The sequence below is a fragment of the Aurantiacibacter flavus genome, assembly GCF_039710615.1.
Classification (GTDB): domain Bacteria; phylum Pseudomonadota; class Alphaproteobacteria; order Sphingomonadales; family Sphingomonadaceae; genus Alteraurantiacibacter; species Alteraurantiacibacter flavus.
The window spans coordinates 50,465-69,285 of record NZ_JBDLBR010000004.1 but is presented as its reverse complement, the minus strand read 5'-3'; the positions used below and the strand labels follow the sequence as shown (position 1 = coordinate 69,285).

Sequence of the window (18,821 nt, the reverse complement as noted above, 5' to 3'; positions counted from 1 at the left end):
TGAAGGCCTATCGCAGCATCCTACGACAAGACAAGGACACATAGAACGATGAGCGACACACACGATCTGCTGGACCAGCTGCCCGACGATGTTGCTGCGGCCGCATTCCGCCGTCTGGTGCGCCATCTGCGCCATCGCCACGATGCCCAGAACATCGATCTGATGGGTTTATCTGGCTTCTGCCGCAATTGCCTCGCCGACTGGATTCGCGATGCCGGATACGAAGGCGACAAGGCCGATGCGCGCGCGCTGATCCATGGCATGCCGATGGGCGAGTGGAAGGATAAGTATCAGACCGAGGCCACCCCCGAGCAACTCGCCCGGATGGACGAGAGCCTGAAAAAGAACGCACAGGATTAATCGCCTGGCGGGTCATGTTGGCCTTCACCCGGCGCGGTTGGCTGGCTATCGGGCTGCCATTATCGATTCTCGAATTTTGATGGAGCATCCCGATGGCCGAAGCCACTGACGACCGCCTGCGCCTGCTGATCGAGCGCATCGAACGCCTCGAAGAAGAAAAGAAGGGCATCGCCGACGATATCCGCGACGTCTATGCCGAGGCCAAGGCCGTGGGATACGATCCCAAGATCATGCGCCAGATCGTGCGCCTGCGGAAGATGGACCCGAACGACCGCAGCGAAATGGAAATGATCCTCGATACCTACAAGGCTGCGCTCGGGCTGGGCTGATTGCGCCTGCTTGTGCATTGTCGGCGCCTGTGGAAGGCTGTTTCCGGGAAGGGGCTTTTCTATGGGTCTACGGTGTACTGCCTTTGTAGCCGCGATTCTCGCGCTGACGCCTTTGGCCGGTCAGGCGCAGGAGCGGATCGATCTGGATCCTGCCGCAAGCTGGGAACATCCGCACAGCCATGTGGTGGTGCCAGCCAAGTGGGGCGGGTTGTCGCGTGAAGAGGCAATCGCCTTTGCCGAAGACTTCCTTAATGTCGGTTTCCAGTTCGAAACTCCCGATACCGACGAGCTACTGAGCCTTTATCTCTTTCGGCAGACCAGCGGCGCGGTGCCGGTCTGGATGGCACAGGCGCAGGCGGCGATCACGGCCCGCGGCAATTTCGGCATCCCGATAATCGTCGGCTCGACAGAGGCCTTCATGCCGCCCGGGCAGTCGCAGGCTTCGGGCCTGAAGGCCGTTTTCCGGTTGGGAGACGAGGCACCGTTCCGCAGCACGGGTGTGGCGTTGTTTGCGGTTGATGGCTGGCTGGTGAAGGTGCGGGCGTCCTCGGCGCGGCGTACGCCTGTGGAGCTTGAGCAATGGATGCAGGCAGCAATCTCCGAACTCGATTTGCCCACGGCGATTGCACCGGTCGCTATGCCCGTGGTCGACTGCAAGGCGCCGCTGAGCTTTGATGATGCGGTGCAGGATGCTCCTGAGGATATTGGCGCGAACTTGCTCGGCGGCTTGATGAACGATCTGCTCCTGCAAGAGGAGGATAAGTCGGAGACGCTTTCGGAAAAGACAGCCGCAGCCCAATGGTGCATCGATAGCACGCTCGATGGAGTTCAAACCATCTATCGCGCCGATGAACAGACGGATGGATACTTGCTGGCGCTGGGTGACAGTGGGGTGGCCGTGCAGGTCTATCGCGACACGCTCAGCGGCATGCTGTCTGAGCCGGGAAGTACGGCCGCGCCGCGCTTCAACATCGCTTTGCATAACGCGAAGGTGAGCACACAGTTTGCGGCGCAGGACCGGTTGCCTTCTCCGCAACGTGTTGCCGAGGTGATCAATGCAAGACGCGTAGTCTCGCGGACGACAACATGGGGTGACAAGCGCGACATTGAGATTACCGCGCCAGCTGAAGACTAGATCGGGGGCTTGCTTGCAGATCGGCTGTATTGCATTAGCAACACAGCAGCAGCTCGCAAGGAGACACGACAATGGCAGGCCCCTGGAAAGATGCGCGCGGGATTCCCGTTACCACCACGCCCACGATCGAGGGGCACCCGATCCAGGAATACCTCGGCATCGTCACCGGGGAGGTGATCGTGGGCGCCAATGTGTTCCGCGACCTGTTCGCCAATATCCGCGACATCGTTGGCGGTCGTTCGGGCAGCTACGAACGCATCCTCGCTGACGCGCGCAAGCAGGCGATCGAGGAGATTCAGGCCGAGTGCGGCGCGCTGGGCGGCAATGCTGTGGTCGGGATCGACCTCGACTACGAGGTCATCGGGCAATCGGGTTCGATGCTGATGGTTTCGGCCAGCGGGACGGCGGTGCGGATCTGAGCCTGCTTACGGGCAGTTGAAGGATGCGCGACGCTGGTCTAGGCGGCGCATTCCTATTTCAGCCGCACAGAGCGACAAGAAGACCATGGCAGGCCATTCCAAATTCAAGAACATCATGCACCGCAAGGGTGCGCAGGATAAGAAGCGCTCGGGCCTCTTCTCCAAGCTCAGCCGCGAAATCACCGTGGCCGCCAAGATGGGCATGCCCGATCCCGACATGAACCCGCGCCTGCGCCTCGCGGTCAACGCCGCCAAGGCGCAGTCGATGCCGAAGGACAATATCCAGCGCGCGATCGACAAGGCCTCGGCTTCGGACGGCGAGAACTACGAAGAGGTCCGCTATGAGGGCTATGGCCCGGGCGGCGTGGCGCTGATCGTCGAGGCGCTGACCGACAACCGCAACCGCACCGCCACCAACATCCGCACTGCGTTCTCCAAGAACGGCGGCAACCTCGGCACCGAGGGAAGCGTGCAACACGGGTTCGAGCGCAAGGGCCTGATCGAATATCCGGCCAGCGCGGGCGACGAGGACAAGGTGCTCGAAGCGGCGATGGAAGCGGGCGCCGACGATATCGAATCGAGCGAAGACGGCCACACCATCTGGACCGAGGCCGATCAGCTGCACCAGATCGCCACCGAGCTGGAAAAGTCGCTCGGCGATGCCGAGACCGTGAAGCTGGCGTGGAAGCCCAACATCACCGTCGATATGGAAGAGAAGGAAGCGACCACGCTGCTGAAGCTGGTCGATGCGCTTGACGACGATGACGACGTGCAGACCGTCTGGGGCAACTACGACATCTCCGACGAGTTGATGGAGAAGCTGGCGGGCTGAGCCGGCTGATGCGGCCATGGCGCGACTGGGCGATCCTGCTGGTCATTGCCGTTCCGTTGCTCGTGGCGATTGTCTGGCGGCTGTCGCTCGCCTTCGGCCTGTGACGGGCCTGCCATGATTATCCTCGGCCTCGATCCATCGCTCAGCTGCACCGGCTGGGGCGTGATCCGTGCCGAGGGTAGCCGGATCAGCCATGTCGCCAATGGACAGGTGAAGACCGATGCCAAGGCGCCGATGGCCGCGCGGCTGGCGCATTTGCAGGCCGAACTCGCGCGTGTGATTGCGCACCACCGGCCCGACCGCGCGGCGGCGGAGGAGGTGTTTCTCAACAAGAATCCGCAGTCGACGCTGAAGCTGGCGCAGGCGCGCGGGGCGGTGCTGGCGGCTTGTGGGGCAGCCTACGATGGCACGGGGCTTTCGGTGCGCGAGCATGCGGCGCGGGCGGTGAAGAAGTCGGTGGTGGGCACCGGCGGTGCGGAGAAGGCGCAGGTGCAGGCGATGCTCAAGGTGTTGCTGCCGGGGGTGAAGGTCGTGGGGGCCGACGCTGCCGATGCGCTGGCGGTGGCCATTGCCGATGCGCATTTGGGGTAGGGCGAAGGTCCGGTTTCCGAAAGTGCGAAGGCCTTGTTGGATGACGATAGAGGGGAAGGCGCGCTGCCGCTTTCCTGTGAGGCGTATGAAAGTTCAAATTCGGATCGGAGGACCGCTAACGCGGTCGCAAGGGGCGATCGCAGCTATCAGGCCAGCTTGCGCTATGGCCTGATAGAAGTCTTACGTCCGACAATTTGGTGTGAAGCAATAGAGCTTATAAAAGCGTCCGAGGTTTGAGCTCATAGGAAAAGGTTCGATATCAAGATTCCAGTCCGGCGCAATCGCCTTGCCTATTCTCGCATAGTCCCACGAATACGAAAATGGCGTTGTATCCACCATCTTGTTTTCAGCTAAGTTGAGATTTCGGACCACTTTTCCTTCTTCACCAAGCCAGGGTTCAAGAAGGAGCACACCGCACTTTGCGGTTCGAATCATCGATCGAAATACCTCCTCCGGATGAGGTAGGTGATCGAGCACAGAGACCGTGAAAATCACGTCAAAGGTGTTGTCCGGCATCGCATCCAAAACGCGTTCATCGGCAACCGCGAGGTTCAGACCCTGCTCACGGCCCCACGAAACGGCGGCCTCGTTGATGTCGACGCCTGAGACGAAGCTCCGAGGTGATTTCTCCGAGATCACGGCAAGGTTCTTACCCGCGTTGCAGCCGAACTCAAAAACGGTTTTGGGCTCAAGCTGCACTATCTTGTCGGCTATGAAATCAGACCAGGGTCGCTTCTTTTTGTAGTATTCGAAATTGACGCTGGACCAATGAAGTTTGGCTTTCACCGCTTCGTCATTCTCGAAACGATCGTTGCCCTCGATATCGAAGTCCTTAGTCTGCTCAGACATTCATTCACCTTTGTTCTTCCGCGCTTACTGTAGGCGCAGCATGCGATTTCTATCTCTCACTTATAGGGGGTTCTGTCGCGTGGAAAGCGAGAAAATTAGGCGCTGCTCATTGGCCTAAGTTGTGAAAACCAGTCGTGTCGGTCAATGCTGAAATCGGTCCGCGCCAAATGAAGCCACCTGCGGTCCTTCGACAAACCCGGGACGGACGGAGCCTTTGCTGACATGTACTTGGTCGTTTTCCGCAACCGCAAACGCGCCGACATCGATCAGGCCGCCTATGCCGCCGAGGCTGAGCGGATGGAGCAATTGGCGCGCGAACAGCCGGGCTTCCTTTCGTTCAAGGGTTATGTCGCCGATGATGGCGAGGTGCTCGCGCTATCAGAGTGGGAGAGCGAGGAGGCCGCGCGTGGCTGGGGCAGGGTGGCCGAGCATCGCGCGGCGCAGGCTCGCGGGCGTGAGGCCTACTATTCAAGCTACACGCTGTTCGGCTGTGACAATCCGCGCATTCACAGGTTCGCGACGAAAGACTGATCGCGCTTTCCTACTGGCAGCGCTGCGTGTCATGCCGCTGCCATGACGCCTTGCCATGCCCTCTACAGTGAACTTCGGTGCGTCGGTTTCGCGCTCCGGTTTTTCTCTCTAGGACAGTGTCACACCTGTAACACCTTGCGAGCGAGAGCATGACCATGGACCTCTACGGCATCCCCAACTGCGACACCGTCAAGAAGGCCCGCAAATGGCTTGACGAGCAGGGGCTCGCCCACACCTTCCACGACTACAAGAAGGAGGGAGCCGATCCGGTGAAGGTCGAACGCTGGATCGGCGTCGAGGGGATCGACGTGGTGCTGAACCGGCGCGGCACGACCTGGCGCAAGCTCGATGAAGGAGAGAAGGCGCGCGCGGGCGATGCCATTGGCGCGGTCGCGCTGCTGGTCGAGCATCCAAGCATGATCAAGCGCCCGGTGGTCGAGCACGATGCCAAAAACGGAGCAGGCCTCTTGATCGGGTTCGATGCGGCGAAGTGGCAGGAAGAACTGGTGTGAAGTGGCTCGCCTGCCTTGCTGCGCTGCTCCTGACAACGCCGGCCGTGGCGCAGGATAGCGACATGCTGATCATCGCCCATCGCGGAGCCAGCGGCGACCTGCCCGAGCACACGCTCTCGGCTTACGAGAAGGCCATCGACGACGGGGCGGACTACATCGAGATGGACCTGGTGGCGACCAAGGACGGCGTGCTCGTCGCCCGCCACGAGAACGAGATCGGCGGCACCACCGATATCGATCTGCGCCCCGAGTTCGCCAGCCGCCTGACCACCCGCATCATCGACGGGGCGGAGCAGACCGGCTGGTTCACCGAAGACCTGACGCTGGCCGAACTGAAGACGCTGCGCGCGAAAGAGCGGCTGCCCGAGCTACGGCCCGCCAGCGCAGCGCATGACGGTGACTATGCCGTGCCGACCTTCGCCGAGGTGCTTGCGCTGGTGAAGCGCAAGGAGGCCGAGACGGGCCGCCGCATCGGCATCTACCCCGAGATCAAGCACCCCACCTACTTCGCCGATATCGGCTTCGACCTTGCCGCGATGCTGCTTGCCGAGCTCGACAAGGCGGGGATGCGACCCGGGGTCGATCCGGTGTTCATCCAGTGCTTCGAGGTAACGCCGCTGGTGCGGTTGAACCAACTCACCGACTTTCCGCTGATCCAGCTGGTCGCGCCCATCAGCGGCCCGGCCGACATCGCAGGGCGCACCTATGCCGCGATGCTCGATGATGACGGCCTCGCCATGATCGCCACCTATGCCGACGGGCTCGGCCCGGCAATCACGCAGGTGCTCGCTGAGGACGGTGCGCCCACCGGGCTGGTCACAGCGGCCCACCGTCAAGGGCTGGCGGTGCATCCGTGGACCATGCGGCACGAAAACGCCTTCCTCCCGCCTGCCTTGCAGATCGGCGACGATCCGTCAGGCGAGGGCGATGTGGCGCGGTTGTGGAGCCTGCTCGTCGCCGCAGGGATCGATGGACTGTTCACCGACCATGCCGGTGAGGCGGTGCGCCTGCGGTCGGCTAACTGAGGTAGTAGTCGCGCGGGGCGAGCGGCGGCGGGGCCTCTTCGCCCAGATGCGGCGCGATGCTGATCTCGGCGGAGCGGCAGATCGCGTCGAGCGGCAGGGCATTGGGCGTCATGCCGAAGGGGTGGGCGAGGTCTTCGGTCACCTCGGCAAGCCCGAGGAACACGTAGCCGACGATGGCCACGAACACCGGCGCGAACCAGCCCACCGGGCCGACCAGCGCCAGCGGCAGGAGCAGGCAGTATAGGTATGTCGTGCGGTAGATGAGCAGCGAGTAGACATAGGGCAGCGGGGTGTTGGCGATGCGCTCGCACCCGGCTTGGGCGAGCGCCATGGAGGCGAGCCGCTCGGCCAGCGTCTTCGCGCCGAAGCCGTCGATCGCCCCGTCGGCGCGGGCCTTGGCGAGCGCTACGGCCATGGCGTTGAGCGCGGCATCGGGCGGGTTGGGGGCGGCAAGGAAGCGGGCCCCGCGCCGGGTGCTCTCCTCGTCGCCTGCGAGCTTGCGCAGGTTGGCGCGGTGCAGGTGGAGGAAGGCGAGCGCGAGCCGCAGCAGCTCCTGCCGCCGTTCGCGTTCGGGCTCGAACAGGTCGAGTTCGCGGGCGAAGCTGCGCAGGTCGGCGAGCAGCCCGCCCCACAGCTTGCGGGCCTCCCACCAGCGCTCGTAGGCAGCGTTGTTGCGGAAGCCGAGGAACAGCGAGAGCGCAATGCCGAACACGGTGAAGCCGGTGCCATCAAGTTCAGGCACCATGCCGGGCCAGCGGTGATGGACGAAGACCACCAGCGCTGCCAGCGCCGCGAGCATCAGCAGGCCGGGGGCGATCACCGGCACAATCGAGCCGCGCACGGCGAAGGCCAGCGCAAACGGGGTCGGCTTGTCGCGAACGATCATACGTCAGTCACGGCGCGCGGTGGCGATGAAGTTCAGCGAGAGGTCGTCCGACAGGTGCAGCCCCTTCGCTGGCGAGAAGGCGATGCCCTGCGGCTCGCCCATGGCAAGCCCCGCCTCGGCCAGCAGGTCCGCCAATTCGTCGGGGGTGACGAAGTCGTCCCAATGGTGCGTGCCGCGCGGGACCATGCCGACCATCTCCGCCGCTCCCACCAACAGCGCGCGGCTGGCCAGCGTGCGGTTGGGGGTCGAGAGGACCATCAGCCCGCCCGGTGCAAGGCGCTCGGCCAGTTGCGCGACGAAGGCGGGCTTGTCGGCGACGTGCTCGATCACCTCCATCGCGGTGACAAGGTCGAACTGGCCGAGCCCCAGCGTGCCCAGCTCTCCCGGTACATAACGGATGTCGAGCCCGGCAGCCTCGGCGTGGGCAGCCGCCGCAGCGGTGTTCTCGGGCGCGGCATCGACGCCCGTTACCTCGGCGCCCAGTCGCGCCAAAGGCTCGCACAGCAGCCCCGCGCCGCAACCGACATCGAGCGCGGTCTTGCCCGCCAGCGGTCTCACGCTCTCGACATCGCCCGCCCAGTGCAGGTCCACCGCCTCGCGCAGGAAGGCGAGACGCACCGGGTTGAGCTTGTGAAGCATGGCCGAGGAGCCCTTGGGATCCCACCACTCGGAGGCCAGCTGGCCGAAGTGGGCCGCCTCTTCGGGGCGGATCGTCGCGCCCTGCGCGCTACTGCCAGATATTGCATCGGTCATGACTCGCTCCTAACAGCGCCCGAGGAATTGAACCAGAGAACAGACAAGGGACGTTCGTGGCCCGTATTGTAATGAAATTTGGCGGCACCTCCATGGCCGGGACCGAGCGCATCCGCCGCGTGGCCGAACTGGTGCGCGCGCAGGCTGCCGGTGGCAACGAGGTCGCGGTGGTCGTCTCCGCCATGGCCGGCGAAACCGACCGGCTGGTGAACTTCTGCCGCGAGGCCAACCCGCTCTATGATCCGGCGGAATACGACGCGGTCGTGGCCAGCGGCGAACAGGTGACCGCAGGTCTGCTCGCGCTCACCCTTCAGGCGATGGGGTGCAAGGCGCGCAGCTGGATGGGCTGGCAGGTGCCGGTCAAGACCTTCGGCGCGCACGCCAATGCCCGGGTCGACGATTTCGACGCCGCCAACGTGCTGGCCGCGATGAGCGCTGGCGAAATCGCGGTGATCCCCGGCTTCCAAGGCATTTCGGAAGACGGCCGCGTCGCCACCATGGGGCGCGGCGGGTCGGACACCTCGGCGGTCGCCATCGCCGCGGCGGTTAATGCCGACCGCTGCGACATCTATACCGATGTCGACGGCGTCTACACCACCGACCCGCGCATCGTCGCCCGCGCGCGCAAGCAGAAGTACGTCACCTTCGAGGAAATGCTCGAACTGGCCTCGGTCGGCGCGAAGGTGTTGCAGACCCGCTCGGTCAGCCTCGCGATGAAGAAGAACGTGCGGTTGCAGGTGCTCAGCAGCTTCGTCGATGCCGATGCCCCCAGCGCCGACACCCTGCCCGGCACGATGATCGTCTCCGAAGCGGAGATGGAAGCCTACCTGGAGAAAGAGAACATGGAACGCCAGACCGTCACCGGGATCGCGCTCGACAAGAACGAAGCCCGCGTCGTCCTCACCCGCGTGCCCGACAAGCCGGGCGCGGTGGCCGAGATCTTCCTGCCGCTGGGCGAGGCCGGCATCAATGTCGACATGATTATCCAGAACGTGGGCCGCGACAAGGGCGAGACCGATGTGACCTTTACCGTGCCGCAGGCCGAACTGCCGCGCGCGCAGGCGCTGCTCGAAACGCTGCGCGACAAGATCGGCTTCAACCGCATCATTACCGATACCAAGGTCGCCAAGGTCTCGGTCGTGGGCATGGGCATGAAGAGCCACACCGGCGTTGCCGCCACCATGTTCAAGGCTCTGGCCGACCGCGGCATCAACGTGCAGGCGATCTCGACCAGCGAGATCAAGGTCTCGGTGCTGATCGATTCGGACGAGACCGAGCTGGCCGTGCGCGTGCTGCACACCGCCTATGACCTCGATGCCGAGGCAGTTGTCGACGGGGCCGACGCTTGAGCGCCTTTCCCAAGACGAGTGCGCTGATGGCGCGCGGCTGCGCGTTCCTCGGCTCGGACACCGCGATCCTGTGCGGCGCGATGAGCTGGGTGTCGGAGCGCAACCTCGTCGCCGCTATGAGCAATTCGGGCGGCTTCGGCGTGATCGCCTGCGGTGCGATGACGCCCGAGTTGCTCGACGCGGAGATCGCCGGGACCAAGGCGCTGACGAGTAAGCCCTTTGGCGTGAACCTCATCACCATGCACCCCGATCTGTTCGCCCTGATCGGGGTTTGCGAGAAACACGGTGTGGGCCACGTGGTGCTGGCGGGTGGCATTCCGCCCAAGGGCTCCATCGATGCGATCAAGGCCTTTGGAGCCCAGGTGATCGTGTTTGCGCCGACGCTGGCGTTGGCGAAAAAGCAATTCCGTGGCGGCGCCGATGCTCTGGTGATCGAGGGCAGCGAGGCAGGCGGCCATATCGGCCCGATCTCCACCAGCGTGCTGGCGCAGGAGTTCCTGCCTGAGCTGGCCGCCGAGCATGTGGTTTTCGTGGCCGGCGGGATCGGGCGCGGCGACATGATCGCGGCCTATCTCGAAATGGGCGCGGCGGGCGTGCAGATGGGCACGGCCTTTGCCTGTGCCAGCGAGTCTATCGCGCACCCCGATTTCAAGAAAGCCTTCTTCCGCGCCAAGGCCCGCGATGCCGAGACGAGCGTGCAGATCGACGCGCGCCTGCCGGTGATCCCGGTGCGCGCGCTGAAGAACAAGGGCACCGAGGAATTCGCCGCCAAGCAGCGCGAAGTGGCGCTGTTGCTCGATCAGGGCAGCGTCGACATGGGCGAGGCGCAATTGCAGATCGAGCATTACTGGGCCGGAGCGCTACGCCGCGCGGTGGTCGACGGCGATATCGAGAACGGTTCGCTGATGGCGGGGCAGAGCGTGGGCATGGTGACGGCGGAAGAACCCGTTGCCGATATTATCGCCCGGCTGATGCGCGAAAGCGAAGCGGCGCTTACACGGCGTTAGCTATTGCCATTGGGGGAGCCATTCATGGGGAATTGGCGTTAAGGGTTCGTATAGATTTGCAATATGAGCCTTCGGAATTCTCCTAGGCTTTGTGCAATCAACATTAACTCCGCTGGTAGTATTGAGCACTGTAATCAACCTCAGGTAGTTTGCAGATGACACCAGAAGACCGCTCCCGCTTTTTCGATCTCAGCGAAGACGATCTCCGAAGCTTTTCTGCGGTCGCCAAGCACGTGGCCCGCCATGCTCCGGCGGCACTCGATGACCTTTATGCGACGATCAGCACGCGTCCCGAACTCAGAGAGAAGTTCACTTCTGCCGAGCATATGAGCCACGCCAAGCAGGCGCAGCTCTCGCACTGGCAGGCGCTGTTTGCCGGCAAGCCCGAGGAGGATCAGGTCGCCCGCAGCCGCAAGATCGGGTTCATTCATGCGAAGATCGGGCTGGAGCCGAGCTGGTACATCGGCGGTTATGCGCGCGTGCTTGGCCATGTGATTCATGGGATGGCCGGGTCGTCGCTGATCCAGCGGTTGCTGGGCCGCGGCCTTGCAAGCAAGTTGAGTGGGCTGATCAAGATGGCGCTGCTCGACATGGAGCTGGCGCTGTCAGCCTACTTTATCGCCGAGCAAACCAAGCGCACCCAGGCGCTCGATGAGCTGGCAGCAGGCCTCAACCGCATGGCCGATGGCAATTTTGCGCAAGGCTTGGGTGAGCTTCCGCCCGAATATGCAACCATCGCTGCCGACTTCGAGCGTATGCGCAAGTCTGTGAACGACGCGCTGTCGGATGTCTCGAGCGCTGCTGAATCGATCGATCGCGGTGCCACCGAGATCCGTCAGGCGACCGACGATTTCGCCATCCGCACCCAGACCACGGCGGCCACGCTCGAGGAAACGTCGGCAACGACCAAAAGCCTCGCGAGCGATGTCGAGGATACCGCCAAGGCCTCGCGCGAGATGTCCTCAGCCCTGGCTGAAACGCTCGCGACTGCCGATACTGGCCGCTCAACGGTTTCCGAGGCGGTGGAAGCCACTCGCAATGCGGAGGCGTCTACCAGCGAGATCAGCAAGATTATCGAAGTGATCGAAGGCATCTCATTCCAGACCAACCTGCTGGCGCTGAATGCCGGTGTAGAGGCAGCGCGTGCAGGCGAATCGGGCAAGGGGTTCGCGGTTGTCGCCAGCGAAGTGCGCGCGCTGGCGCAGCGCAGCGCCGACGCGGCCCGCGACATCAAGGATCTGATCACGAAGAGCGTGGAGCAGGTTTCGCGCTGTTCGACGCTGGTGGCCCAGTCCGGCGATGCCTTTGGAGACATCAACGACCGTGTGGCGAGCCTCAACGATCTGGCCCAGCAACTCGCCGATATTACCAAGTCGCAAAGCGGCCTGCTGAGCCAGACCACGGTTGCGGTGAGCGAAATGGAGCGTTCGACGCAGAACAATGCGGCCATGGTCGAGCAATCGAGCGCTGCAGCCAACGTGCTGGCGAACGAGGCGAACCGGATGACCAGCCTCGTCCGGCAGTTTGCGCTTGATCACACCGCCGACAGCGGCTGCGCACCCGCGCAGCGCCGGGCGGCGGCCTAACTCTCGGCAGGCCGCGCCAGCTCCAGCAGCACCTTGGTGGTCAGTTCGGGATCGTTCTGCATCACGAAGTGATCGGTGTCTGTCTCGTGGTAATCCGCGTTCAGCGCTTTGGCCTTCTCGGCAAAGCGCGGGAAGGGCGAGGGCTCGTATCCGGTGGCGAAGATATAGCTCTTGCGCGGGATGGCCTGTTCGTCGCCCGACAGCACCAGAGCTTCGGTAAGCGTCAGCAGCGGGTGATAGCCGACCGATCCGGCCACCATCGTAAAGTCGATCGCGCCGATCGGGGCAACGAGACCAGGGCGGTGGCGCTGCGAATCGATGTACCAGTTGTGTTCGAACTCGCCGGTGATGTCCCATAGGCTCTGATCATTGTCCGGCCAGAACGCATCGACATAGCAGATCGCGTCGATCTCGCGCGCGAGCCTGCTCGCCACGCCGGTGATGACCATTCCTCCATAAGAGTGACCTGCGAGGATGAAGCGTTCGAACCGGGCCTTGCCGATCTGATCGCACACGTCGTCGACATGGTCGCTAAGCGTGATGCCCGGATGCAGCTCGTCCTGCCGCGAGCCAAGACCGGGCAGCGTTGCCACCAGCACCTTGTGCCCCTGCGCCTCCAGCATGGCGGGCACGCGGCCCCAGGTCTGCGCGCCGCCCCAGGCACCGTGAACGAGAACATAGTTGGCCATCACAATCTCTCCTTTGCGACCGTCCTAAAACGCGCGCACGAAAAAGGGGAGGCAGTTTGCACTGCCTCCCCCTCTTGTTCGTAGACCTGTTGGTCTGGTGCTTAGCCCTGACGGCCCGAGCGCCAGCCACCCTGGTAGGTGTCACCAGCCATCTTCGAGTACGGAACCGGCGACACGATGACGCGGGCTTCGAACTGCTCGTGGTCTTCCACGGTGGTCTTCTCGGTGTTCGGAGCTTCGCCCCACTTCACCTTCAGTTCGGTGCCGAGCGGGATTTCGTGATCCACGGTCGCCAGCGACAGGCCACGCTTCTCGTTGAACGAGTAGCCGGTGAACATCGACAGGCCGACGGTGCGATCGTTCGCATCGACGACGGCGTCGTAGTTCGAGTTGCCGTAGTTCGCGAGCGGAAGGTCGAAGAACTTGTAGTTCGGGCCTTCCGGGTTGAACAGCGAGCCGACAATGGTCTTCATGTCGTCAGCGTTCCACTCGAGGGTCACCTTCTTGCGCTGGGTGTCCTTGTTCTCGGCAACTTCCTTGAGGACATCCGAACCGTGGAAGTCGTGGTCGAACTTCACGAACGGACCATAGCCCAGCTCGTAGGGGTTCAGGTAGTAGTCCTCGATGGTGTCGCCAACGAACGAACCGCCGATCGAGCCGGTCGCTTCATAGCTGTCAGCGCCGAGCCACTCGCGGTAATCCTTCAGCTTGTCGCCGGTGTAGATCGCGGGCAGCGGGCTCGGGATCCAGCCCGATTCCAGCGTGTTCGACGGATAGGCGCGCGAACCGACCGGGATGAGGCCGAACTCTTCGCCAGCCTTCAGGATGTGCTCGCGGACATATTCCTGATCTTCATAGGGGCCCCAGATTTCGAGACCCGGCGAACCGGCCATGCCGTGACGCAGGGTGCGGATCGTCTTGTCGCCGATCTTCATCTCGCCCATGTTGAAGAACTTCAGCTTGTCGAGCGGGGCGCCGTTCAGCTTCTCGATCACGTTCCAGGCCTGCGGGCCCTGGATCTGGAAGCGCCAGGAAATGCGCTTAACCGGCTTGCCCATCGGGCGCGATGGCGAACGCGGGTCATTGATGACATCGACGTTGTAGCCGCCCTTTTCGGCGTGATACATCAGCCAGTTGGCTGCCGGCGCACGACCGACATAGACGAATTCTTCCTCAGCAAGGCGGAAGATGATGCCGTCACCGATCACGTGGCCATAAGGCGTGGTGGGCACGTACTGCTTCGCCTTGTTGACGGCGAAGCCGTCGGGCGAGTTGATCATGGTGTCCGACAGCAGCTTGAGAGCGTCGGGGCCATTGATGTAGAGGTCGAACATGTGGTGCGACTGGTCGAACAGCACAGCGCCGTGCTGCCAGGCCCACTGCTCGTCACGCCAGTTCGAGAATTCCGGGGCAACGACCGGATACACGTAGGCACCGATCTTGTTGTTGCGAAGCTGACCAACGATATCGCCGTTGGCACCAGCGAGAACTTGTTCCAGATTTTCGGCCACTATGGCTCTCCTCTCAGGCTTGTGAAGGAATCACATATACGAAATTAGTATGTGGCACATACAATACTGCGCTAGGCACGCAAGCCATAAGCGGCACAAAACGACAGGAGGTGGTTCATGAAGGTGGAAGCGCTTGATCATATCAACATCATCACCGACGATCTCGATGGCACGGCTGATTTCTACGCTTCGTTGCTGGGCCTCGAACGCCGCGATGCCCCGCCGCCGCTGACGCCGCAGACCGCAACCTGGATGTGCGATAGCGAGGGGCGGGCGATTATCCACATTAACTCGCTCGATTGCGCGCGCGCCTATGATCGCGAGATCACGCCCGGCGCGCTGACAGGGGCGCTGCACCACGTTGCGCTCCGCCTGACCGGCTACGAGGAGACCAGGACCCGTCTCGATGTGCGCGGGGCGGATTATCAGGAGAATCTGGTCGAGGCGATCGGCCTCAGGCAGATCTTCACCGCTGACCCGAACAATGTTCTGCTCGAACTGAACTTCTTTGGCGAATAGTCAGAAAAACTTCTGACATCGCGGAAGGTTCATAGTAAATATGCAATTAACCTTAATAATATGATCTTCTGCGTCCTCCAATGCGGTCATGTTTTCGGGAATTTCATACCAGAATATAACGGCTTTCTTCGTTCCGGCTAAATTTTGGCTCGATTCGTCGTGAGTACGGACCGCGTGTCTACGCCTTGTTAAGTAGGCTGTGCGATCACCAGCTCCTACGTTTTAACGGTCGATGGTTTGGCCTGGCAGGATGCTGCATGACGAAGAGGGTTCTCGTAGTCGAAGACGACTTGCTCAACAGGATGTTCCTGTCGGACAGCTTGCGTCTGCATGGCTACGACGTTTGCGAAGTCGATGACGGTGCGCAGGTGATGGACGCCGTGCGCGACTATGCCCCCGACCTTATCACCATGGATCTCAACATTCCGCACATTTCCGGTGAGACGCTGATCCGTCGTCTACGGCGCGACGCTGTCTATGCAAAGATGCCGGTGCTGGCGATCACTGCCTTTGCCTCGCCCCGTGACGAACAACGCATTCTCCAGCTCGGCGCAGACGGCTTCATGGCCAAACCCCTGGCCTTGCAAAGCCTGCTCGACGCAGTGGGCAACCTGATCGCGGCAAACGAAAATCAAAAATCGCGCGCGCCCGCGCTCAGCTGAGCGGAGACCTCAGACGGGCACACCGCCTGCGATGGTGGTGCGATACATCTCGCGGCGGAACCCGTCATAATCGTTCGGCCCGAGGTGCATCGTCGCCGCGTTGTCCCACATGCAGACCATGCCCGGCTGCCAGCGCAGCCGACAGGTGAAGGCGTGCTGGGTGGTGTGCTGCACCAGCCAGTCGATGATCGGCTTGGCCTCATGCGTGGTCATGCCTTCGATTCCCGCAGCATAGGTGTCGCAGATGTAGAGCGAGGGTTCGCCGGTGTGCGGGTGGGTGCGGACGAAGGGATGATAGGTACCCTTCATGCCCTGAGCGAACTTGTCGGGGTCGCCGAAGGGCAGCGCCTCACCGCGCAGGAAGGCCTGGGTGGCGATGTTGTTGCGTGCGCTCATCCACACCTTCAGCGGGCGCAGCATGTCCTGATAGGTCTTGCTCAGATGTTTGAACGCGAGCGCGCAGTTGGCCCAGGCGGTGTCGCCGCCATAAGGTGGGCCTTCGACCTGGCGCAGGAAGGTGATCGAGGGCGGCTCGGGCAGGAACGGGCTGTCGGTGTGCCACCCGCCGCCGAACAGGCTGGGAGTGACCTCGTCGGCCTCCTTGATGATCGGGTGGACATCGCGGTGGCCTTCCACCCCTTGGGTATAGGCGTCGACCGCGAAGGGGCCGAGACGGGCGGAGAATTCCTCGTGCTCGGCATGGGTCAGGTGCTGGTCGCGCAGGAAGATCATCTTGTGCTTCCACAGCGCTTGTTTGAGGCTTTCGACGCCCTCTTCGCTCAGCTCGGGCAGGCGCACGCCGACCACTTCCGCGCCCATTGCAGCCGAAAGCGGCTCAACCGTGAAATGGTTGGACTGGAACGGATGATTATCAAAGTCGCCACAAGGCGAAACACGGACCTGCCACATGACTATATCCTCCCCAAGTCTCTCTGATTGGTCATCACCTCTGGCCTCTTAGCGGCCCTGCCACCTTGATCAACGTCAATTCAGGGTGATGACGGTCTTGCCGAAGCTGCCCGCCCCCCAGGCATGGGCATAGGCTGCGGTTGCTTCGTCGAAGCCGAACGTGGCGCCGATAGGCGGCTTGATGCCCTGTTCGTCGACCATCGAGTTTAGGTCGATCGCCATGCGTACCGAACCCACGAAGATGCCGCGGATCGAGCCGCCGGTCATCATCAGCTGGCGCGGATGCGGCGGTTCGCCGTCCGAGAGAACGCCGATCAGCGCGATCTCGCCTTCGGGGGCGAGCGCGTTCATGCTCTGCTGCAAGGTGCCCACCCCGCCGACTTCGACCACCTGCGTCGCGCCGCCGAAATTCTTGGCGATGTGCTCGCCCCATTCGGGTGTGGTTTTGTAGTTCACGAGGTGATCGGCACCCAGTGCCTTCACCCGTTCCAGCTTCTCGTCGCTCGATGAAGTGGCGATCACTTCGGCGCCCACGGCCTTGGCCAGTTGCAGAGCGATCATGGAGACCCCGCCCGAGCCGAGTACCAGCACCCGGCTGCCCTTGCCAACCGGGCGTCCACCCATGAACAGCGCGTTGTAGGCGGTGACGCCCGCGCAGGGCATGCAGGCGGCTTCCGCATATGTGAGGCTCTCGGCGATCTTCACCACGCCCTGCTGCGGCAAAACGACCTTTTCGGCCAGCATGCCCGGCGCCTTGCCGTCACCCAGCGCGCGGCCCATCGCCTGCGGGCCGTCCATCCAGTCGAGGAAGAAGCTGCCCTGCACTCTGTCGCCGACTGCCACGTTGTTGACGCCCGAGCCAACTGCGATCACTTCGCCTGCGCCATCGCTGAGCGGGATGGCGGGCTCTGTAATCGGGCCACCGAAATATTTGCCAGCTGCCACGGCGAAGTCGCGATAGTTGATTGACCAGGCCTTTGGCGCGATCAGCACTTCGCCGGGGCCGGGCTCAGGGTCGGGCAGGTCGGCGAGGTGAATCTTGTCGAAGCCGTCGCAGCCTTCGGGCATCAGCCATGCGCGCATTGTGGTGTCTCCTGTTCCTAGATTTCGAGCGTGTTGAGCGTGCCGCCGTCGACCGCCCAGTCCTGCCCGGTCACGTGGCTGGCGGCATCCGACAGCAGGAAGCACGCGGTCTCGGCCAGTTCCTCGCTGCTGCCCATCCGCCGCTGCGGCACACGGTCTTCGATCTTGCCGCGCTGCTCGTCGGGGATGCGGGCCAGCGCCTCTGTCTCGATGAAGCCGGGGATCACCACGTTGCAACGAACATTGTGCGGGGCCATCTCCACCGCCACCGCGCGGGCAAGGCCGAGCACGCCGTGCTTGCTGGCGACATAGGCCGGGTTCAGCGCCATGCCGCGCTTGCTCGCCATCGAGCCGGTGATGAGGATCGATCCCTTCTTCGCTTCGATCATGGCGGGCATCACCTTCTGGATCGCCCAGAACACGCTGGTAAGGTTGACCTTGAGGGTCTTCTCGAAAATCTCGCCGTCGAAGGCGGTGAACGGGGTGAAGTCGCCGGTCAGCCCGGCATTGGCGAACAGGCCTTCGATGGGGCCGTTCTGCTCGACCGCTCTATCGAGTGCGGCTTCCAGCTCACCCCGGTCGCCCACGTCTCCGACGGCGAACTCCGCGCCCTCCCCCAGGTCGTCGCAGGCCTGCTGCAACTGCTCGGCGCGGCGGGCGATCAGCGTCACCTTCGCGCCACGTGCGTGGAGCATCCGGGCCGTCGCAAGCCCTATGCCCGAGGAGGCGCCGGTAATGGCGATGTGCTGGCCGTCAAATTGCATCCGTCTCATCCATTTCTGTTGTTATGTTCGCTACGGGGCGAATCCTGCGCCGCCGTTCGGATGCGAGCCGTGCCTCGCGCACGAACCGGCCCCATGGCGTGGAACCGGGCTCGTCGCTCTCGTCGGGTTCCCAATGCTGCATCATCAGCGCGCGGGCTTCCTGTTCGTTCCATCCGCATTCAAGGTGATAGCGGTAGAAAAAGGCCGACACGCGATAGTTGGCGACGCAATGGACGTGGAGCGGGCGGGGCAGGCCCTCCACCGCGCGCACGAAGGCCTGGTAGTGTTCTTCCTCCGGCGTCGCGAAGGGTACGCTGACGCGGGTGTAGCCAATGCCCAGCAGGCGCAAAGCGTGTTCCTCGCCCGGCAAGGCCTCGGGGTGGCCTTTGGGCGTCAGGTCGAGCACGTGCTTGATGTCGGCGCGGATCAGGTCGCGCAGGTTGCGGTCGGCCAGCATGCCCGAGGTCGTGACTTCGGACGACAGGCGATGCCACGCCCGAATATGCTCCGGATCGTTCAA

General features: G+C 63.0%; 23 protein-coding genes. 14 read left to right on the top strand and 9 right to left on the bottom strand.

Going from position 1 to position 18,821, the window contains the following annotated elements:
- Positions 1–48: 48 nt before the first annotated feature.
- The 6 genes from ABDJ38_RS12230 to ruvC all read left to right on the top strand — a co-directional run bounded on the left by ABDJ38_RS12230 (position 49) and on the right by ruvC (position 3,666).
- Positions 49–360 carry a DUF1244 domain-containing protein gene (locus ABDJ38_RS12230; RefSeq protein ID WP_346785397.1) on the top strand — a complete coding sequence of 104 codons (312 nt, stop codon included), beginning with the start codon at positions 49–51 and terminating at the stop codon, positions 358–360.
- Positions 361–452: 92 nt separating this feature from the next.
- On the top strand, positions 453–689 hold the full coding sequence (locus tag ABDJ38_RS12225) for a DUF2312 domain-containing protein (RefSeq protein WP_119591694.1): 237 nt from the start codon (positions 453–455) through the stop codon (positions 687–689).
- Between the two features lie 61 nt (positions 690–750).
- The gene (locus tag ABDJ38_RS12220) at positions 751–1,824 is read left to right on the top strand and encodes a hypothetical protein (protein ID WP_346785396.1); all 1,074 of its coding nucleotides are present in this window, start codon (positions 751–753) and stop codon (positions 1,822–1,824) included.
- Positions 1,825–1,895: 71 nt separating this feature from the next.
- On the top strand, positions 1,896–2,243 hold the full coding sequence (locus tag ABDJ38_RS12215) for a heavy metal-binding domain-containing protein (protein ID WP_346785395.1): 348 nt from the start codon (positions 1,896–1,898) through the stop codon (positions 2,241–2,243).
- 85 nt (positions 2,244–2,328) lie between these two features.
- The gene (locus ABDJ38_RS12210; RefSeq protein ID WP_346785394.1) at positions 2,329–3,075 is read left to right on the top strand and encodes a YebC/PmpR family DNA-binding transcriptional regulator; all 747 of its coding nucleotides are present in this window, start codon (positions 2,329–2,331) and stop codon (positions 3,073–3,075) included.
- Between the two features lie 114 nt (positions 3,076–3,189).
- Entirely contained in the window at positions 3,190–3,666 is a 477-nt protein-coding gene (ruvC, locus tag ABDJ38_RS12205) for a crossover junction endodeoxyribonuclease RuvC (RefSeq protein WP_346785393.1), read from the top strand.
- Positions 3,667–3,846: 180 nt separating this feature from the next.
- Here the strand turns inward: ruvC and ABDJ38_RS12200 are convergent, their stop codons facing one another.
- A complete protein-coding gene (locus tag ABDJ38_RS12200) occupies positions 3,847–4,515 on the bottom strand; it encodes a class I SAM-dependent methyltransferase (RefSeq protein WP_346785392.1) in 669 nt (222 codons plus the stop codon).
- Positions 4,516–4,737: 222 nt separating this feature from the next.
- On the opposite strand from ABDJ38_RS12200, the gene ABDJ38_RS12195 reads away from it, so the two are divergent.
- The 3 genes from ABDJ38_RS12195 (at position 4,738) to ABDJ38_RS12185 (ending at position 6,583) form a co-directional block, all read left to right on the top strand.
- The gene (locus tag ABDJ38_RS12195) at positions 4,738–5,046 is read left to right on the top strand and encodes an antibiotic biosynthesis monooxygenase family protein (RefSeq protein ID WP_346785391.1); all 309 of its coding nucleotides are present in this window, start codon (positions 4,738–4,740) and stop codon (positions 5,044–5,046) included.
- Positions 5,047–5,195: 149 nt separating this feature from the next.
- Positions 5,196–5,558 (top strand): ArsC family reductase, encoded by a 363-nt coding sequence (locus tag ABDJ38_RS12190; protein ID WP_346785390.1) that lies wholly within the window; start codon positions 5,196–5,198, stop codon positions 5,556–5,558.
- Positions 5,537–6,583 carry a glycerophosphodiester phosphodiesterase family protein gene (locus ABDJ38_RS12185; protein ID WP_429771113.1) on the top strand — a complete coding sequence of 349 codons (1,047 nt, stop codon included), beginning with the start codon at positions 5,537–5,539 and terminating at the stop codon, positions 6,581–6,583. Before ABDJ38_RS12190 ends, ABDJ38_RS12185 begins: the two co-directional genes overlap by 22 nt.
- On the opposite strand, the gene ABDJ38_RS12180 is transcribed toward ABDJ38_RS12185, so the two are convergent.
- A complete protein-coding gene (locus ABDJ38_RS12180) occupies positions 6,576–7,469 on the bottom strand; it encodes a bestrophin family protein (RefSeq protein ID WP_346785388.1) in 894 nt (297 codons plus the stop codon). The two genes, ABDJ38_RS12185 and ABDJ38_RS12180, sit on opposite strands and share 8 nt — an antisense overlap.
- Positions 7,470–7,472: 3 nt before the next feature.
- Entirely contained in the window at positions 7,473–8,222 is a 750-nt protein-coding gene (gene ubiG, locus ABDJ38_RS12175; RefSeq protein WP_346785387.1) for a bifunctional 2-polyprenyl-6-hydroxyphenol methylase/3-demethylubiquinol 3-O-methyltransferase UbiG, read from the bottom strand.
- A 56-nt stretch (positions 8,223–8,278) separates the two neighbouring features.
- Here ubiG and ABDJ38_RS12170 point away from each other — a divergent pair, with 56 nt between their 5' ends.
- The 3 genes from ABDJ38_RS12170 (at position 8,279) to ABDJ38_RS12160 (ending at position 12,164) form a co-directional block, all read left to right on the top strand.
- Complete coding sequence (locus ABDJ38_RS12170) at positions 8,279–9,571, top strand: aspartate kinase (protein WP_346785386.1); 1,293 nt, start codon at positions 8,279–8,281, stop codon at positions 9,569–9,571.
- Positions 9,572–9,597: 26 nt separating this feature from the next.
- Positions 9,598–10,578: an NAD(P)H-dependent flavin oxidoreductase gene (locus ABDJ38_RS12165; protein WP_346785683.1), complete on the top strand. Its 981-nt coding sequence runs from the start codon at positions 9,598–9,600 to the stop codon at positions 10,576–10,578.
- Between the two features lie 155 nt (positions 10,579–10,733).
- Positions 10,734–12,164, top strand: a complete 1,431-nt coding sequence (locus tag ABDJ38_RS12160; RefSeq protein WP_346785385.1) for a globin-coupled sensor protein — start codon at positions 10,734–10,736, stop codon at positions 12,162–12,164.
- On the opposite strand, the gene ABDJ38_RS12155 is transcribed toward ABDJ38_RS12160, so the two are convergent.
- Both ABDJ38_RS12155 and ligM read right to left on the bottom strand, forming a co-directional pair.
- A complete protein-coding gene (locus ABDJ38_RS12155) occupies positions 12,161–12,853 on the bottom strand; it encodes an alpha/beta fold hydrolase (RefSeq protein ID WP_346785384.1) in 693 nt (230 codons plus the stop codon). The genes ABDJ38_RS12160 and ABDJ38_RS12155 overlap by 4 nt on opposite strands.
- A 101-nt stretch (positions 12,854–12,954) precedes the next feature.
- Positions 12,955–14,364, bottom strand: a complete 1,410-nt coding sequence (ligM, locus tag ABDJ38_RS12150; protein WP_346785383.1) for a vanillate/3-O-methylgallate O-demethylase — start codon at positions 14,362–14,364, stop codon at positions 12,955–12,957.
- A gap of 117 nt (positions 14,365–14,481) precedes the next feature.
- On the opposite strand from ligM, the gene ABDJ38_RS12145 reads away from it, so the two are divergent.
- Both ABDJ38_RS12145 and ABDJ38_RS12140 read left to right on the top strand, forming a co-directional pair.
- Positions 14,482–14,883, top strand: coding sequence for a VOC family protein (locus ABDJ38_RS12145; RefSeq protein ID WP_346785382.1), 402 nt, complete (start codon positions 14,482–14,484; stop codon positions 14,881–14,883).
- A 257-nt stretch (positions 14,884–15,140) separates the two neighbouring features.
- Positions 15,141–15,545: a response regulator gene (locus tag ABDJ38_RS12140; protein WP_346785380.1), complete on the top strand. Its 405-nt coding sequence runs from the start codon at positions 15,141–15,143 to the stop codon at positions 15,543–15,545.
- Between the two features lie 9 nt (positions 15,546–15,554).
- Here ABDJ38_RS12140 and ABDJ38_RS12135 read toward each other — a convergent pair whose 3' ends face one another.
- The 4 genes from ABDJ38_RS12135 to ABDJ38_RS12120 all read right to left on the bottom strand — a co-directional run bounded on the left by ABDJ38_RS12135 (position 15,555) and on the right by ABDJ38_RS12120 (position 18,821).
- Positions 15,555–16,454: a TauD/TfdA dioxygenase family protein gene (locus ABDJ38_RS12135; RefSeq protein ID WP_346785379.1), complete on the bottom strand. Its 900-nt coding sequence runs from the start codon at positions 16,452–16,454 to the stop codon at positions 15,555–15,557.
- A gap of 75 nt (positions 16,455–16,529) precedes the next feature.
- Positions 16,530–17,537: a zinc-dependent alcohol dehydrogenase family protein gene (locus ABDJ38_RS12130; RefSeq protein WP_346785378.1), complete on the bottom strand. Its 1,008-nt coding sequence runs from the start codon at positions 17,535–17,537 to the stop codon at positions 16,530–16,532.
- Between the two features lie 17 nt (positions 17,538–17,554).
- Positions 17,555–18,301: an SDR family NAD(P)-dependent oxidoreductase gene (locus ABDJ38_RS12125; protein ID WP_346785377.1), complete on the bottom strand. Its 747-nt coding sequence runs from the start codon at positions 18,299–18,301 to the stop codon at positions 17,555–17,557.
- Positions 18,291–18,821 carry a protein-tyrosine phosphatase family protein gene (locus ABDJ38_RS12120; protein WP_346785376.1) on the bottom strand — a complete coding sequence of 177 codons (531 nt, stop codon included), beginning with the start codon at positions 18,819–18,821 and terminating at the stop codon, positions 18,291–18,293. Before ABDJ38_RS12120 ends, ABDJ38_RS12125 begins: the two co-directional genes overlap by 11 nt.

Excerpts from the sequence above, each read along its gene's own strand:
- ABDJ38_RS12230 (WP_346785397.1), top strand. The coding sequence starts at position 49 with ATGAGCGACACACACGATCTGCTGGACCAGCTGCCCGACGATGTTGCT.
- ABDJ38_RS12225 (WP_119591694.1), top strand. The coding sequence starts at position 453 with ATGGCCGAAGCCACTGACGACCGCCTGCGCCTGCTGATCGAGCGCATC.
- ABDJ38_RS12220 (WP_346785396.1), top strand. The coding sequence starts at position 751 with ATGGGTCTACGGTGTACTGCCTTTGTAGCCGCGATTCTCGCGCTGACG.
- ABDJ38_RS12215 (WP_346785395.1), top strand. The coding sequence starts at position 1,896 with ATGGCAGGCCCCTGGAAAGATGCGCGCGGGATTCCCGTTACCACCACG.
- ABDJ38_RS12210 (WP_346785394.1), top strand. The coding sequence starts at position 2,329 with ATGGCAGGCCATTCCAAATTCAAGAACATCATGCACCGCAAGGGTGCG.
- ruvC (WP_346785393.1), top strand. The coding sequence starts at position 3,190 with ATGATTATCCTCGGCCTCGATCCATCGCTCAGCTGCACCGGCTGGGGC.
- ABDJ38_RS12200 (WP_346785392.1), bottom strand. The coding sequence starts at position 4,515 with ATGTCTGAGCAGACTAAGGACTTCGATATCGAGGGCAACGATCGTTTC.
- ABDJ38_RS12195 (WP_346785391.1), top strand. The coding sequence starts at position 4,738 with ATGTACTTGGTCGTTTTCCGCAACCGCAAACGCGCCGACATCGATCAG.
- ABDJ38_RS12190 (WP_346785390.1), top strand. The coding sequence starts at position 5,196 with ATGACCATGGACCTCTACGGCATCCCCAACTGCGACACCGTCAAGAAG.
- ABDJ38_RS12180 (WP_346785388.1), bottom strand. The coding sequence starts at position 7,469 with ATGATCGTTCGCGACAAGCCGACCCCGTTTGCGCTGGCCTTCGCCGTG.
- ubiG (WP_346785387.1), bottom strand. The coding sequence starts at position 8,222 with ATGACCGATGCAATATCTGGCAGTAGCGCGCAGGGCGCGACGATCCGC.
- ABDJ38_RS12165 (WP_346785683.1), top strand. The coding sequence starts at position 9,598 with ATGGCGCGCGGCTGCGCGTTCCTCGGCTCGGACACCGCGATCCTGTGC.
- ABDJ38_RS12160 (WP_346785385.1), top strand. The coding sequence starts at position 10,734 with ATGACACCAGAAGACCGCTCCCGCTTTTTCGATCTCAGCGAAGACGAT.
- ABDJ38_RS12155 (WP_346785384.1), bottom strand. The coding sequence starts at position 12,853 with ATGGCCAACTATGTTCTCGTTCACGGTGCCTGGGGCGGCGCGCAGACC.
- ABDJ38_RS12145 (WP_346785382.1), top strand. The coding sequence starts at position 14,482 with ATGAAGGTGGAAGCGCTTGATCATATCAACATCATCACCGACGATCTC.
- ABDJ38_RS12140 (WP_346785380.1), top strand. The coding sequence starts at position 15,141 with ATGACGAAGAGGGTTCTCGTAGTCGAAGACGACTTGCTCAACAGGATG.
- ABDJ38_RS12135 (WP_346785379.1), bottom strand. The coding sequence starts at position 16,454 with ATGTGGCAGGTCCGTGTTTCGCCTTGTGGCGACTTTGATAATCATCCG.
- ABDJ38_RS12130 (WP_346785378.1), bottom strand. The coding sequence starts at position 17,537 with ATGCGCGCATGGCTGATGCCCGAAGGCTGCGACGGCTTCGACAAGATT.
- ABDJ38_RS12125 (WP_346785377.1), bottom strand. The coding sequence starts at position 18,301 with ATGCAATTTGACGGCCAGCACATCGCCATTACCGGCGCCTCCTCGGGC.